Here is a 15,829-nt window from a genome sequence, read left to right as displayed (position 1 = left end):
CCCACAGGGGAACGCATTCCGACTGTGGGAGCCAGCCTGCTGGCGATGAGGCCGGATGCCCTGATCAACATTTCAATGCCGTTTGATGAACCCGGTCAACGCCGCCAAGGCCTCCGGCGAGCGCAGCCGTTGGGTGAACAGCGCGCCCTCCTCCTCGATCACCTGGCGGATCCGTTCGCGGTCCGGTGCCTTCATCAACCGCTTGCTGATGCGCACCGCTTCCGCCGGCAACTCGTCAAACCGCAAGGCCATCTCCCGTGCCTTGGCCAACGCCGCTTCGCCGCTGCCCAACGCCTCGCAGGCGATGCCCCACTGCGCCGCCTGCTCACCGGTGAAGCCTTCGCCGAGCAGCAACAGTTCGGCCGCCTTGGCGTGCCCGAGCAGACGCGGCAGGATCAGGCTGGAACCGAACTCCGGGCACAGGCCGAGGTTGACGAACGGCATGCGCAAGCGCGCATCGCGGCTGACGTACACCAGATCGCAGTGCAGCAGCAGTGTGGTGCCGATGCCCACCGCCGGTCCGGCCACGGCGGCGACCACCGGTTTGCGGCACTCCAGCAGGCTGAGCATGAAGTGGAACACCGGGCTGTCGAGGTCGTTCGGCGGCTGCTGGATGAAGTCGGCGATGTCGTTGCCGGCCGTGAAGCATTCGGCGCTGCCGGCGATCAGCACGGCGTTGATTTCCGGGTCGCTGTCCGCCTGCTTCAGCGCTTCGGCCAGGCGGCTGTACATGGCCCGGGTCAGGGCGTTCTTCTTGTCGGGGCGGTTGAGGCGCAGGGTGAGCAAACCGCGCTCGCGCTGCAGCAGGACGGCTTCGGTCATGGCGACTCCCGGTCGGTGAGGATCCTTGTGGCTCGCGCTCAAGCGTGGCCGAGGAAGACGTCGGCCAGCAGTTGGTTGCGCGGCAGTCCGGCCAGGAACAGACGCTTGGAAAACGCATCGACGCTGGCGCTCGAACCGCAGACTAAGGCCAGGGTTTGCCGGGAAACAAGCCGCAGTTGCGCCAAAGCGGCGGGCGCCTCGGTCGCCGTCCACAGTTCGACGGACAGGTTTTCCCGCTGCGCGGCCAGGGCCTGCAACGGTTTGGCGAGGTAGTGCTGGGTCGCGTCATGGGCCAGGTGAATGACGCGGATGGCGCCCTGGTGATCCTGGCGCAGCGCCTCGCGCAGGATGCCGAACAACGGCGCCAGCCCGGTGCCGGCGGCCAGCAGCCACAACGGGCGCGCCTGCCAGTCCGGGTCGTAGTGCAGCGCGCCGCCGCGCAGCTCGCCCAGGCGCAGCGGATCGCCGAGGCGCAGGCGGCGGGCCGCGTCGCTGAACGCGCCCGGCAGCCGGCAATCGAGGTGGAACTCCAGAAAGCGGTCTTCCTGGGGCAGGCTCGCCAGCGAATACGGCCGCGCCACCGGCCCTGCCCACAGCACCAGATGCTGACCGGCGCGGTAGCGCAGCGGCTGTTGCGGGGTCAGGCGCAGGCGCAGGACGCTGTCGCTGAGCCAGTCCAGCGCTTCGACGACCGCCGGGCGACCGTCCACCACAGGATCGAACGCGTGCACCTGCAAGTCCTCGACCACCTGGCATTGGCAGGCCAGGCGCCAGCCCTCGCGGCGCTGATCAGCGCTCAACGCGTCCGGGCGGCTGTCGGCGGGCAGGCCCTGCACGCATTGCACCAGGCACGCATGGCAACTGCCGGCACGGCAACTGTAGGGCACCGCCACGCCGTTGCCGTTCAAGGCATCGAGCAGGTTGCTGCCCGCCGGCACCGACCACTGCCGCTCTCCCACCCGCAATTCAGGCATCGACGTTCTCCCATGCCGCCGCGCAGCGGTTGCGCCCGTCGCGCTTGGCCCGGTACAGCGCCTGGTCGGCGCGCTGCAAGGCGTCGTCCAGGTCGTCGCCCAGTTCCAGCAAGGTCATGCCCGCCGACAGGCTGAGGCTCTTCACGCTCAGGCCCACCAGCTCGACGTCCATGAAGGCGAGGCGCAGCCGCTCGCAGCAGGCGGTCAGGCGTTCGGCGTTGCAGTCGGGCAACAGCACCACGAATTCTTCACCACCGTAGCGGGCCAGCACGTCACCGTCGCGCAGGCAGGCCCCGGCCACCCCGGCGAACGCCTGCAGCACCTGGTCGCCGGCAGCGTGGCCGTGCAGGTCGTTGATGCGCTTGAAGTGATCAAGGTCGATCAGCGCCAGGCCATGCACCACCCCGGCCTCCATCGCGTTCAGCTCGCGGGAGGCCAGGCGCAGGAAGTGCCGGCGGTTGAACAGCCCGGTCAGTTCGTCGGTGGCCACCAGGTCCTCGAGCTGGCGCATCATCCCGCGCAGGGTGTCCTGGTGCGCCTGCAAGGCGAACCGCCGCTGGCGCATGCGCTGGCGGGAGGTCTGGACGAACCGCGCATAGATCACCAGCCACACCAGCACCATCAGCAGCACGCACACCTGCAGGGCCGCCAGCGCCGGATCCGGCAGGCGGAAGTGATAGCCGTCCCACAGGGTGATGGCGCAGAAGCTGAAGAAGACGAACGCCGTGCAGCGGATGAAGGCCCGGCGCGACAGGTGGAACAGGCCGAACAGCAGGATCAGCACATAGAACACCAGGAACGAACCCCGGGCCTGGTTCAGGTGGGCGATCAGCCACGTCTGCCAGCCGAGGCCGATCAGCACCTGCGCCTCGGTCAGGCTGGGGTCGGGAAAGCGCAGGTTGCAGCCGGAAAAGAACACGGCGAACAGGCTCGCCTGGCTGATCACCACCAGGGCGCTGCCGACGGCGACGCCGGTCAGGGAGTCGTCGTAGAGACCGCTGAAATACGCCAGCCACAGCAGCAGCAAAGCCAATCCGTAGGTGGCTGCGGCGAGGGCGAAGCGTTTGAGCAAAAGACGTTGAATGGCGTTATGGGTCAATCGTTGACTCACCGTGCGATGGAAGGCTGACCGAGTGTCCTACTCTACAGACCGGCTGCCACTTTAGTGGCGCGGCCGATAAATGACCATTGATTTTCGGGCCGGATAATTGGCGTCAAAAGCGTGTCCCGCCCCCTGCCCTGCGGCGGGCAAGCTCGCTCCCGCCCGGCTGCGCGGCAAGACGCGAAACCTGACATTCACTAACTGACCGGCACGCCGGCCCGGCATCCGCCCTCGCCACGGCATGCGACCAACGAATGACTGCCGGCGCGTGTCAGCTCCCGGGAGGCGCGGTATACTGCCGCGCCTTTTTAGCGTCGCGCCAGCAGCCCCGGCGTGCCTTGAAAGGTGTCTGCGACCGACCGATGCACCCAAGCCGCAGGCACCTTATTGAATGTTCCCGACTTTTAGAGGAGCGCGACTCATGACCGTGATCAAGCAAGACGACCTGATTCAGAGCGTTGCCGACGCCCTGCAATTCATCTCCTACTACCACCCCGTGGATTTCATCCAGGCGATGCACGAAGCCTACCTGCGCGAAGAATCGCCGGCGGCCCGTGACTCCATGGCGCAGATCCTGATCAACTCGCGCATGTGCGCCACCGGCCACCGGCCGATCTGCCAGGACACCGGCATCGTGACCGTGTTCGTGCGCGTGGGCATGGACGTGCGTTGGGACGGCGCGACCATGAGCCTGGACGACATGATCAACGAAGGCGTGCGCCGCGCCTACAACCTGCCGGAAAACGTCCTGCGCGCCTCGATCCTGGCCGACCCGGCCGGCAGCCGCAAGAACACCAAGGACAACACCCCGGCGGTCATCCACTACTCCATCGTCCCGGGCAACACCGTGGAAGTGGACGTGGCGGCCAAGGGCGGCGGCTCCGAGAACAAGTCGAAGATGGCCATGCTCAACCCGTCCGACTCGATCGTCGACTGGGTGCTCAAGACCGTTCCGACCATGGGCGCCGGCTGGTGCCCGCCGGGCATGCTGGGCATCGGCATCGGCGGCACCGCCGAGAAGGCTGCGGTCATGGCCAAGGAAGTGTTGATGGAATCCATCGACATCCACGAGCTGAAGGCCCGCGGCCCGCAGAACCGCATCGAGGAAATGCGCCTTGAGCTGTTCGAGAAGGTCAACCAGCTGGGCATCGGCGCCCAGGGCCTGGGCGGCCTGACCACCGTGCTCGACGTGAAGATCATGGACTACCCGACCCACGCCGCCTCCTTGCCGGTGTGCATGATCCCGAACTGCGCCGCCACCCGCCACGCGCACTTCGTGCTCGACGGCTCGGGCCCTGCCGCACTGGAGGCGCCGCCGTTGGACGCCTACCCGGAAATCGTCTGGGAAGCAGGTCCTTCGGCCCGTCGCGTCAACCTCGACACCCTGACCCCGGAAGAGGTGCAGAGCTGGAAGCCGGGCGAGACCGTCCTGCTCAACGGCAAGATGCTCACCGGCCGCGACGCGGCGCACAAGCGCATGGTCGAGATGCTGAACAAGGGCGAGACCCTGCCGGTGGACCTGAAGGGCCGCTTCATCTACTACGTCGGCCCGGTCGATCCGGTCGGCGACGAAGTGGTGGGCCCAGCAGGTCCGACCACCGCCACGCGGATGGACAAGTTCACCCGTCAGATCCTTGAGCAGACCGGTCTTTTGGGCATGATCGGCAAGTCCGAGCGCGGCCCGACCGCCATCGACGCGATCAAGGACAGCAAGGCCGTGTACCTGATGGCCGTCGGCGGCGCCGCCTACCTGGTGGCCCAGGCGATCAAGAAGTCCAAGGTGCTGGCGTTCGCCGAGCTGGGCATGGAAGCGATCTACGAGTTCGAGGTCAAGGACATGCCGGTCACCGTCGCGGTGGACAGCAAGGGTGAGTCGGTGCACATCACCGGGCCTGCGATCTGGCAGCAGAAGATCAGCGAAAGCCTGGCGGTGGAAGTGCAGTAAGCGCTTCGCCGCTGCATGAGAAGGCCGGCCCGTCGCATGACGGGCCGGCCTTTTTTTGTCCCGCTGAAAATGTGCGAGCCAGCCTGCTGGCGATGGCGGCGGGTCAGGCAACAGGGATGATGGCAGTGAAGGCCTCATCGCTGGCAAGCCAGCTCCCACAGGTTTTGTGGTGTGTCGGGATCTTGCGGGCAGCCGGGATCCCCTGTGGGAGCTGGCTTGCCAGCGATGGCGGTGGGTCAGGCAACTGAGATGCCGGCCGTACTGGCCTCATCGCTTGCAGGCAAGCCCCTACAGGGATTCGGGGTGAACACACAACTGTCAGACCTGACAGGTCACGGCCATCCGCTTTCCTGATAGCGTCGGTTCATTCCCCGCCAGGAAACGCTGGATCATGGCCGATCAAGACCTGAGCATCGTTACCCCCTCCATCGCCCAGAGCGCCTCGATCGCCACGATCGGCAAGAGCTGGGGAGCCGTCGGCCCCACCGGGGCGGCCTCGTTCGAACTGCCGCTGCCGCTGTCCGCCGGACGTGGCTTCGACCCGCAACTGACGCTGAGCTACAGCAGCCAGGCCGGCAACGGCCCGTTCGGCATCGGCTGGAGCCTGGCCGGCCTGCAGATCGCCCGACGCACCCACAAGGGCACGCCGCGCTACACCGACCACGACGAGATCGTCGGCCACGACGGCGAAGTGTGGATGCCGGAGCGCGACGAGCAAGGCCGAATCCGCTCGCGCAGCGAGCGCCGCTACAACGGCCTGGACATCGGCCCGCACAGCGTCGTGCGTTTCTGGCCCCGGGTCGAAAGCGATTTTGCCCTGCGCGAGCGCTGGCAGCCGGACGACGGCCGCCCGCCGTTCTGGCTGATCCACGGCGCCGACGGCTCGCTGCAGATGTACGGCAAAACCGCGGCGTCGCGCCGAGCGGACGCAGACGACCCGGCGCGGGTGAGCGCCTGGCTGCTGTGCGAAAGCATGAACCCGCTGGGCGAACACCTCTGCGTCACCTGGAAGGCCGACGACCAGGATCCGGATCCCTTGCACGACTACCGAGCCCAGCGTTACGTGCATCAAGTGCTCTACGGCAACGTCACCGCCAGCAAGGACCTGTACCTCTGGCGCACGGACGATCCGGCAACCCTGGACTGGCATTTCCGCCTGCTGTTCGACTACGGCGAGCGCACCCGGGACCTGACGCAAAGGCCACCTTACGACGGTCCCTCGCTGCAGCCCTGGCCGCTGCGGCCGGATCCGTTCTCGACCTTCGCCCAGGGGTTTGAACTGGGCACCCGGCGACTGTGCCGCCAAGTGCTGATGTTCCATCATTTTCCCGAGGAAACCGGCGCTGCGCCCGTGCTGGTCCGCCGCCTGCTGCTCGAATACACCCCGGACACGCCCGCCTGGTCCTACAGCCAGATCAGTGCCGCCCACTACCAGGCCTGGGACGCCAGCGGCGCGGTCGAGCACACCCCGCCGGTGGAGTTCGAACATTCACCGTTCACCCTCGACAAGACGCCCAGGCCGCTGCCGATGCAAGGCCCCCAGCCCGGCATCGAGGACGGCCGCGCCTACCAGTGCGTCGATCTGTACGGCGAAGGCGTGCCGGGGTTCCTCTGCCGCTACGATCAGGCCTGGCACTATCGCGAACCGCTGCGCGGCGAGTCGGATCCGCAGGCCATCGCCTACGGCCCCTGGACGTTGCTGGACAGCACGCCCGTGGCCGATGGCGGGAGCGCGGCACGTCAACTGCTCACCGACCTGACCGGCGACGGACGGCTGGACTGGATCACCGCCCGACCAGGCATGAACGGCTTCCGTACGCTGAACGCCGACCGCACGTTCGCCCCCTTCATTGCGTTCAACGCCTTCCCGGCGGAGTTCTTCCATACGCTGACGCAATTGGGCGACCTGTCCGGGGACGGCCTCGCCTCACTGGCCCTGATCGGCCCCCGCTCGGTGCGTCTGTACGCCAACCGGCGGGAGGCAGGCTTCGCCCCCGGCGAAGACGTCGCTCACCTGCCGGACGACGACCGCTTGCCGCTGTTCGGCCCGGCGCCGGACGAACTGGTGCTATTGGGCAACCTGCTGGGCAGCGACATGCCCGAGCTGTGCCGCATCCGCCATAACGAAATCAAATGCTGGCCGAACCTGGGCCACGGCCGGTTCGGCGCAGGCCGGGTCATCAGCGCGTTGCCCTTTGCCCATGATGCGTTCGACGTGGCGCACGTGCGCATCGCCGACCTCGACGGCTCCGGCGCGCCGGCGCTGGTCTACCTGAAGTCCGACGCCTTCGAGATCTACCTCAACCGCGGCGGCCGGGGACTGGAGCAAACGCCCGTCACGGTGCCGTGGCCCGAAGGCGTGCGTTACGACGCCTTGTGCCAGGTGACGCTGGCCGACCTCCAGGGCCTGGGCTGCGCCAGCCTGCTACTGACGGTGCCGCACATGGCGCCCCGGCACTGGCGCTATGACTTCGTGTCCGCCAAGCCGTACCTGCTGACGGCCAGCAACAACAACATGGGCTGCAGCACCCGCGTGACCTACCGCAGCAGCGCCCAGGAATGGCTGGACGAAAAGCGCGACCGGCTCGCCGCGCACCCCGCCGTCCCGCCCGCCTGCCATCTGCCCTTCCCCGTTCAAGCGGTCAGCCGCCAGCTTCAGCTGGACGAAGTCACCGGCAATCGCCTGACCCAAGCGTTCACTTACCGCGAGGGTTTCTATGACGGCGAAGACCGTGAGTTCCGCGGGTTCGGCCACCTGCAGCAGTGCGACAGCGAGTCGGCCGGCGCCGACGACGATGCAGGCTTCACCGCACCGGTGCGACTGCACACCTGGTTCCACACCGGGCGAACCATCGACCGGCCGCGCGAAGGCTATTTCGACCGCGACCCCGAAGCCGTGCCGCTGGGCCCCACCGTGTTCAGCCGTTTCCACCAAGGCGACGAGTTCGACGAACCCGTCGCACCGCCCGACGCCGACACCGAACACGCCATCGCCCGGGCGCTCGCCGGTTTGCCGATCCGCAGCGAAACCTATGCCGAGGCGGACGACCCGGCCACGGCGCGGCCCTTTGCCGTGACCGAACACCGTTACCGGGTGCGCGAGGTCCGGGCCAAAGGTCCCCACGATGCCTACGCGGTGCTGCTGCCGCTGACGCTGGAACAGCTCGACCATGCCTACGAGCAAGTGATCGAAGACCCGCTGAGCCGCCACGAACTGACCCTGCGCCACAACGCCTACGGCGCCCCGCTGCATGCCCTGACCGTGCATTACGCCCGTCGCCGCACCGAGGCCGACCCGCCGCCGTTCACCGACCCCGATGAGCAACAGTGGTGGCGCGACGCCCATGACCCGGCCCAGCAATCGTTCTACCTCAGCGAAACCCGCGCGCGCTTCATCGACCTGGACGGCGACCCGCAGCACTGGCGCCTCGGCCTGCCCTATCAGCAGCGCGGCGATGCGCTGGCGCTGCCCAAGGGCCCGTTGCCCGGTGGGCTGACGCCTGAGCAGGTGTCGTTCGAACGACTGCTGCAGCATCAGGACTCGCCCGAGTGGAACACCCGGCGCACCCTGACCCGCCAGACCGTGCAACGCTACCTCAAGACCGATGGCCAGACGCCCCTGCCCGACGGTCAGGCGGACTTCGAGGCCCTGGCCGCGCCCCTGGAACTGGCGCAGATGGACAAGACCGCCCTGGAGGCCTATGCGGACGTGCCGCCGCCGTTCGACATCCGTGCCGAACTGGCCGCCATCGGCTACGCCCCGATGCCGCTGCTGTTCGAGGGAGCGCCCTTGGCCGATGCGGAGGAAAACCTGTGGTCGGCCCGTTACGGGTTCGCGGCCTATGCTGCCGGCGAAGGGTTCCACCGGGTGCTCGACTACCACGAAACCGCGAGCCACGGCATCACCCGGGCCACCTACGACCCTTACCGCCTGGCGGTGGAGCGCGTGGTGTTGCCCGACGGCTGCACCACCCGGATCGAATACGACTACCACGCCCTGCAGCCGCTGCGCATCGTCGACGCCAACGACAACGTGCAGGAGGCGCTCTACGAACCCTCCGGCCAGCCGTTGGCCCTGAGTTTCCACGGCACGGAGAACGGCTTGCCGGCAGGCTTCAGCCCGTTGAGCGACTACGTGCGGCCGGAGGATCACCGACCGGCCCCCGCCATCGGAGATCCCGAGGGCGCCGTGCAGCAAGCCGCCAGCACCCTGCGCAAGGATCTGTTCAGCTGGATGGGCCAGTTGCCGCCGACCGCGACCGCTGACGCCGAGCGCTTTGCCCGATGGGTCGACGGCGGCCTGATCCTGCCCGACGGCCACATCCGCGCCAGCGCCCGCCGACGTCTGGCGCAAGCCACCGCACTGACGCCGGCGGAGCACGCGTTGGACGAAGCCATCGCCCTTGTCCCCCGAGAGCCGGTGCACAGCGTCCTGCTCCGGGCCGACCGCTACCCCGACGACCCGGCGCCGGCGCAGATCCAGATCATCAAGACCTGCGTCGACGGCTTCGGCCGCCCCTTGCAGACCCAACAGCTTGTGGAGCCGGGATCCGCGTACGCGGTGGACGCCGACGGCTCGCTGATCATCGAGGACGGCCAACCGGTCGAGGTGCCGGCCGACCCGCGCTGGCGCATCAGCGAGCGGGTCGAATACAACAACAAAGGACTGGCCGTGAGACGGTTCCGGCCGTTCTTCGCCGACACCCACCGCTACGTCAACGATGCGTCGCTGCGCGAGCACGGTTTTTTCGATCAGCTGTTCTATGACGTGCTCGGGCGTCCGGTCCGGCTGGTCAACGCCAAGGGCCATTTCTCCCGTGAGACCTATCACCCCTGGTATCACATCAGCGAAGACTTCAACGACACCGACGAGCCGAGGCCGCAGCCATGAATGTGCATCGGCGTACGCCCGCCGTCACGGTGAACGACAGCCGCGGCCTGGCGGTTCGCCAGGTGGCTTACCTGCGCACGCTGGCCGAAGACACGCCGCTTGGCCTGGTGACTCGCCTGGGGTACGACGCGGCGGGACGGGTGATCGCGCAAAGGGATCCGCGCCTGGCGGTGCCCAACCTCGTCCACGTGTACGGACTGAACGATGCCCCCGTGAAGACCGACAGCGTCGACGCCGGCTGGCGCCTGATCCTGCCGGGGACCGCCGGCCAGGTTCTGCAGCGCTGGGATGCGCGCGGCTTTCACTGGCGCAGCGCCTATGATCCGCTGCTGCGTCTGGTCAAAGACGAAGAGACCCACGGCGCCGATGCCGAGACCTTCGTCCATGCCGATGCGTCGGCCGACGCCAGCCATAACCTGCGCGGCAGGACCGTCGAACAGACCGACCAGGCCGGCACCGTGCAATGGCCGAGCTTCGGCCTGCTCGGCGAGACGTTGGAGCAATCGCGCACCTTCGGCGACGACAACGCCTTCGTCACCCGCTGGCGCCACGGCCCGCTGGGCGCCCGGCTGGAACAGACCGACGCCGGCGGGCACCGGCAACAGACGGACTTCGACCTCGCCGGCCAACCGCGGCGGATGCGCCTGCGACTCAACGGCCAGACCGCCTGGCAGACGGTGCTGCTCGATGCCCGGTACAACGCCGCCGGGCAGATCGTCGAACAGCAGGCCGACAACGGAACGGCAGCCCATTGGACCTACGACCCGGCGGACGGACGCCTGATCCGTCAGCAGGCACAAGCCGGCGGGCAGGCTCCGCTGCAAGACTTCGGATACGAATACGATCCGGCGGGCAACCTCACCCGCCTCCTCGACCACGCCTTCACGCCCAGCCACTTCGCCAACCGTCGGGTCGACGGCCACCGCGCCTTCACCTATGACTCGCTGTACCGCCTGCACACCGCCAGCGGTCACGACGACGCACCGCCCTCGGACATTCCCGGCCTGCCGCAACCGACCGACCCCGCCGACCGGCGCCCTTACGTGCAGACCTACGACTACGATCACGGCAACAACCTGATCCGGCTGCGCCACGTGCGCGACGGCGCCAACCACACCCGCCGAATGTTCATCGACCCCGCCAGCAACCGCGGCGTGCGCTGGGCCGAAGGCGACCCTGAGCCGGCCATCGGCAGCCTGTTCGACCGCCACGGCAACCTGCTGGCGCTGCAACCCGGCCAGCCGCTGCGATGGAACGCCCGCGACCGCCTGGACACGGTCACCTTGGTGCAGCGCCCGTCCGGGCCCGACGACGAGGAACGCTACCGTTACAGCCAGGGCGTGCGGGTCTTCAAGCGCCATGAGTTCCACAACGCCGCCAACCTTCACTTCCATGAGGTGCGCTACCTGCCGGGGCTGGAGATCCGCACGAAGGACAACGGCGAAACGCTGCACGTCATCACCCTCGCCACAGGCATAGGCAACGTGCGCTGCCTGCATTGGGAGAGCGGTCAGCCGCCCGGCATCGACGCCGACCAATTGCGCTACACCTTGAGCGACCACCTGGGCTCCTGCGTCATGGAACTGGACGCCCGAGCGCAGCTGATCAGCCACGAAGGCTATTACCCGTTCGGCGCCACCGCCTGGATGGCCGCCCGCTCAAGCCTTGAGGTCGGTTACAGAACGATCCGCTATTCGGGCAAGGAAATGGACGTGAGCGGGTTGTACGACTATGGCGCCCGCCAGTACGCACCGTGGCTGCAGCGCTGGGTCGCCGCCGATCCTGCCGGGAGCGTGGACGGGCTGAACCTCTACGGGTTTGTCGAGAACAATCCGTTGCGGTTCATCGATGCAGCCGGGCAGAGCAAGGAAGAATGGCAGATCATCAGATATTCGCAGTTCATAACCGAACTCGGCACCGAAGCCGCCACCGCGCTGGATCAGATCTATAACGTGTTCACTCAGTCCGGCACGGGCAAGGAAATGCTGAAAAACCTCCTCGGCGAATCCGTTGCAGGGTTGGCCGGATTTTATGGCGGCTTCGGCGCAGGCGAGATTTTCGGTGCACTGGCGCCTGAAGTGAACGCCATCCCCTTTGTGGGCGGCATCATCACCGGCAATGCCGGCGGTGACGTCGCTACAGATACCCAAAACGCTTCTACTCCCAGCCCCCGCTGGATCCGGCCGCTCATTCCGCAGACATCGGCCATGTCGGTCGCCGCCATCGACCGCAGGCTGGGTTTCACGCCGGACAAGGCCCGCTTGTCCCCGACCGACACCGCAAACCTTTTCCTGAACAGAGTCGTCGGTACCGTGGTTCCCGCCATGAATGTGTTCTTGAACATGGGCTCCAGAAGTCAGGAAGCCGAAGACATCAAAAACCGACTGAGTCCGGTGAAGATCAACAAAATCGAAACCATGCTAGCCGACTGGCGGAGTGCGCTGGACGAGCGCTGGGACTCTGCCCAGCAAGCCTATGCAGTGCTGCAAAGGACTACCGTCCACCCTGGCGATGTGCTGCCCAATGTCAACAACATGACCTCCCGGGAAGACTTGGCACCGATCCGACAAGCAGACCTGCAAGGAAGAACCAAAGACATCCATGCAATCATCGACCGTGCACAGAAACTGATGAGCGCATACAAAATTCAAGGCACCACCGACAATCAGTTCCTGCTGGCACAAGAGCGCCGAACCTCGAAAAGCGTCAAAAGGCATTGATCCCACGGGGGGCCTGTCACCTATCCGCACTGTGCATTGCCGGCCGGTTCGTGCGACCGAGCACCGTCGCATTCAATCGGAGTCTCTTGGTGTCGGATCAGGTTACGTGCAAAGCGAGAACGACACGCAGCCCCGTGCTATCGTGCCCGCCCGTCCCCCATCCGTTCGCCCCAGCATGCTGCCGACTTCCCGTACCCTGCGTCTGTCGCTGTACACCCTGCTGATCATCGCCGGCGCCGTCCTGGCCGCGACCCTGGCGATCCGCCACGCCGAACGCCAGGCCCTGGAGGAGGACGCGGCCCGCGCCAGCCAGCAACTGGCGCTGTACGCCAATTCCCTTCACACCCTGATCGACCGCTACCGCGCCCTGCCCGCCGTGCTGGCGCTCGACCCGCAGCTGCGCGCGGCCCTGGGCGGCCCGGTGAGCGCCGAGCAGCAGGCGGCGCTCAACCTGAAGCTGGAGAAGATCAACGGCGCGGCGCAGTCCTCGACCCTCGAACTGCTCGACCACACCGGCCTGGCGGTGGCCGCCAGCAACTGGCGCCTGCCCAGCAGCTACGTCGGCCACAATTACGGGTTCCGCCCATACTTCAGCCAGACCCGCACCCAAGGCAGCGGACGCTTCTACGCCGTGGGCGTGACCAGCGGGATTCCCGGCTACTTCCTCTCCAGCGCCGTGCTCGGCGAACAGGACGAATTCCTCGGGGCGATGGTGGTCAAGCTCGAATTCCCCGAGCTTGAACGCGAATGGAGCCAGGGCAGCGACACCCTGCTGGTCAGCGATGCGCGGGGCATCATCTTCATCGCCAACCAGCCGGGCTGGCGCTACCGCGCGCTGCGGCCGCTGGATGCCGCCGACCTGGCCGACATCAAGGCCACGCGCCAATACGACAAACAGGCGCTGGTGCCGCTCACGCACCTGTCGCTGCGCCGCTTCGACGACACCAGCGACCTGCGCCGGGTCGAAGGCCCGCAGGGCACCGCCGACTACCTGTGGGAATCCCTGCCGCTGACCGCCGAAGGCTGGACGCTGCACCTGCTGCGCCGTCCGCAGGTGGCGTTCGAGGACCTGCGCAACGCCGGGCTCGCCGCCGCCGGGGTGTGGCTGGCGCTGGTGTTCCTGCTGCTGTTCCTCAACCAGCGCTGGCGCCTGGGCAAGATGCGCCAGCGCAGCCGCGCCGAGCTCAAGCGGCTGGTGGAAGAACGCACCCGCGAGCTGCGCACCGCCCAGGACGGCCTGGTGCAGTCGGCCAAACTGGCGGCGCTGGGGCAGATGTCCGCCGCGCTGGCCCACGAGATCAACCAGCCGCTGACCGCCCAGCGCATGCAACTGGCCACCTTGCGCCTGCTGCTCGATCATGGCCGCGTCGATGAGGCCTACAAGGCGCTCAAGCCGGTGGACGACATGCTCACCCGCATGGCCGCCCTCACCGGCCACCTGAAGACCTTCGCCCGCAAGAGCCCCAGCGGCCTGCGCGAACGGCTCGACCTGGCGACCGTGGTCGATCAGGCCCTGCAATTGCTCGACACCCGCCTGCGCGACGAGCAGGTCAGCCTGGTGCTGCACCTGACCCGCCCGGCCTGGGTGCGCGGCGATGCGATCCGCCTGGAACAGGTGCTGATCAACCTGCTGCGCAACGCCCTCGACGCCATGCACGGCAAACCGTGCAAGCGCCTGCTGATCCGCCTGGAGGCCGACCAGCAGCTGTGGCACCTGAGCGTCAGCGACAGCGGCGGCGGCATCGCCGAGGAGCACCTGGGCCAGGTGTTCGACCCGTTCTTCACCACCAAGCCTGTGGGTGACGGCCTGGGCCTGGGGCTGGCGGTGTCGTTCGCCATCGCCCACGAGTCCGGCGGGCGCCTGAGCGCCGAGAACGGCGAAGGCGGCGCGGTGTTCACCTTGACCTTGCCGATCGATCTGGAGGCGCACATCTGATGCTCAATTCGGTGATGGTGGTCGACGACGAAAGCAGCATCCGCAGCGCCGTCGAACAATGGCTGAGCCTGTCGGGTTTCGAGGTGCAACTGTTCAGCCGCGCCGAGGACTGCCTGGCCGCGTTGCCCCGGCACTTTGCCGGAGTGATCCTCAGCGACGTGCGCATGCCCGGCCAGAGCGGCCTGGAACTGCTGGCCGAAGTGCAGCGCCGGGACGCCGACCTGCCGGTGATCCTGTTGACCGGCCACGGCGATGTGCCGATGGCCGTCGAAGCGATGCGCGACGGCGCCTACGACTTCCTGGAAAAGCCGTTCAGCCCCGAGATCCTGCTCGGCAGCCTGCGCCGGGCGCTGGACAAGCGCCGGCTGGTGCTGGAGAACCGTACCCTGCACGAGCAGGCCGACAACCGCGCCAGGCTCGACGCCACGCTGCTCGGCGTGTCCCGCGGCATGCAGACCTTGCGCCGGCAGGTGCTGGACCTGGCCGCGCTGCCGGTCAACGTGCTGATCCGCGGCGAGACCGGCAGCGGCAAGGAAATGGTCGCCCGTTGCCTGCACGACTTCGGCCCGCGCGCGGACAAACCGTTCGTGGCGCTCAACTGCGCGGCGATCCCGGAGCAACTGTTCGAGGCCGAACTGTTCGGCCATGAGAGCGGCGCGTTCACCGGGGCGTCCGGCAAGCGCATCGGCAAGCTGGAATACGCCGACGGCGGCACGCTGTTCCTCGATGAGATCGAAAGCATGCCCCTGGCCCAGCAGGTGAAGCTGCTGCGGGTGATCCAGGAGCAGAAGCTGGAACGGCTGGGCTCGAACCAGAGCATCCGCGTGGATCTGCGCATCGTCGCCGCCACCAAGCCCGACCTGCTCGACGAGGCCCGGGCCGGGCGTTTTCGCGAAGACCTGGCCTATCGGCTGAACGTGGCCGAGCTGCGCCTGCCGCCCCTGCGCGAGCGCCGCGAAGACATCCCGCTGCTGTTCGACGCCTTCGCCCGCCAGGCCGCCGAACGGCTCGGGCGGACGTTCCCGCCGCTGGGCGGCGCCCAGCTGAGCCACCTGCTCAGCCACGACTGGCCGGGCAACGTGCGCGAACTGGCCAACGTCGCCGAGCGTCAGGTGCTGGGGCTGGACGAACCGGTGCCGGGGATCGACCCGGGGCAATCGCTGGCGGCCCAGCAAGAGGCGTTCGAGGCCCAGTGCCTGCGCATCGCCCTGACCCGGCACAAGGGCGACGTGAAGGCGGTGCTCGAAGAACTGCAGCTGCCGCGGCGCACCTTCAACGAAAAGATGCAGCGGCATGGGTTGAGCCGGGAGATGTTTGTGCAGGACAGCTGATTGCCCGGCGACTGCAGGATTTGTGGCTCAGGCAAAACTGTAGGAGCCAGCCTGCTGGCGATGGCGTCCGTGGAGGCGCCGCAGGGCTCAAACAAGATTGTGCCCTTG

8 protein-coding genes are annotated in these 15,829 nt (G+C 67.4%); 5 read left to right on the top strand and 3 right to left on the bottom strand.

Features of this window, described 5'->3' with window-relative positions; genetic code table 11:
* Positions 1 to 72: 72 nt before the first annotated feature.
* From CAG29_RS04585 to CAG29_RS04575, 3 genes are read right to left on the bottom strand one after another with little or no spacing between them, the layout of a single operon-like run.
* Positions 73 to 822, bottom strand: a complete 750-nt coding sequence (locus CAG29_RS04585; protein ID WP_085629509.1) for an enoyl-CoA hydratase-related protein — start codon at positions 820 to 822, stop codon at positions 73 to 75.
* Between the two features lie 38 nt (positions 823 to 860).
* Positions 861 to 1,796, bottom strand: coding sequence for an iron-sulfur-binding ferredoxin reductase (locus tag CAG29_RS04580; protein WP_085580374.1), 936 nt, complete (start codon positions 1,794 to 1,796; stop codon positions 861 to 863).
* A complete protein-coding gene (locus CAG29_RS04575) occupies positions 1,789 to 2,895 on the bottom strand; it encodes a diguanylate cyclase (RefSeq protein WP_085580372.1) in 1,107 nt (368 codons plus the stop codon). The genes CAG29_RS04580 and CAG29_RS04575 overlap by 8 nt, the downstream gene beginning before the upstream one ends.
* A gap of 424 nt (positions 2,896 to 3,319) precedes the next feature.
* On the opposite strand from CAG29_RS04575, the gene CAG29_RS04570 reads away from it, so the two are divergent.
* From CAG29_RS04570 to CAG29_RS04550, 5 genes are all read left to right on the top strand, one after another.
* Positions 3,320 to 4,843, top strand: coding sequence for a fumarate hydratase (locus CAG29_RS04570; RefSeq protein ID WP_085580370.1), 1,524 nt, complete (start codon positions 3,320 to 3,322; stop codon positions 4,841 to 4,843).
* 391 nt (positions 4,844 to 5,234) lie between these two features.
* Positions 5,235 to 9,734: a SpvB/TcaC N-terminal domain-containing protein gene (locus CAG29_RS04565; protein WP_085693907.1), complete on the top strand. Its 4,500-nt coding sequence runs from the start codon at positions 5,235 to 5,237 to the stop codon at positions 9,732 to 9,734.
* Positions 9,731 to 12,454 carry an RHS repeat domain-containing protein gene (locus CAG29_RS04560; protein WP_085693906.1) on the top strand — a complete coding sequence of 908 codons (2,724 nt, stop codon included), beginning with the start codon at positions 9,731 to 9,733 and terminating at the stop codon, positions 12,452 to 12,454. The genes CAG29_RS04565 and CAG29_RS04560 overlap by 4 nt, the downstream gene beginning before the upstream one ends.
* A gap of 175 nt (positions 12,455 to 12,629) precedes the next feature.
* Positions 12,630 to 14,390, top strand: coding sequence for an ATP-binding protein (locus tag CAG29_RS04555; RefSeq protein ID WP_085580364.1), 1,761 nt, complete (start codon positions 12,630 to 12,632; stop codon positions 14,388 to 14,390).
* Positions 14,390 to 15,721: a sigma-54 dependent transcriptional regulator gene (locus CAG29_RS04550; RefSeq protein ID WP_085580362.1), complete on the top strand. Its 1,332-nt coding sequence runs from the start codon at positions 14,390 to 14,392 to the stop codon at positions 15,719 to 15,721. The genes CAG29_RS04555 and CAG29_RS04550 overlap by 1 nt, the downstream gene beginning before the upstream one ends.
* Positions 15,722 to 15,829: the final 108 nt, after the last annotated feature.

It is taken from the genome of Pseudomonas sp. B7(2017) (assembly GCF_002112745.1).
Taxonomy (GTDB): Bacteria; Pseudomonadota; Gammaproteobacteria; order Pseudomonadales; family Pseudomonadaceae; genus Aquipseudomonas; species Aquipseudomonas ekonensis.
The sequence above is the reverse complement of the archived record's forward strand: the minus strand, read 5'-3'. Positions and strand labels throughout refer to the sequence as shown.

Excerpts from the sequence above, each read along its gene's own strand:
- CAG29_RS04585 (WP_085629509.1), bottom strand. The coding sequence starts at position 822 with ATGACCGAAGCCGTCCTGCTGCAGCGCGAGCGCGGTTTGCTCACCCTG.
- CAG29_RS04555 (WP_085580364.1), top strand. The coding sequence starts at position 12,630 with ATGCTGCCGACTTCCCGTACCCTGCGTCTGTCGCTGTACACCCTGCTG.
- CAG29_RS04570 (WP_085580370.1), top strand. The coding sequence starts at position 3,320 with ATGACCGTGATCAAGCAAGACGACCTGATTCAGAGCGTTGCCGACGCC.
- CAG29_RS04550 (WP_085580362.1), top strand. The coding sequence starts at position 14,390 with ATGCTCAATTCGGTGATGGTGGTCGACGACGAAAGCAGCATCCGCAGC.
- CAG29_RS04565 (WP_085693907.1), top strand. The coding sequence starts at position 5,235 with ATGGCCGATCAAGACCTGAGCATCGTTACCCCCTCCATCGCCCAGAGC.
- CAG29_RS04560 (WP_085693906.1), top strand. The coding sequence starts at position 9,731 with ATGAATGTGCATCGGCGTACGCCCGCCGTCACGGTGAACGACAGCCGC.
- CAG29_RS04580 (WP_085580374.1), bottom strand. The coding sequence starts at position 1,796 with ATGCCTGAATTGCGGGTGGGAGAGCGGCAGTGGTCGGTGCCGGCGGGC.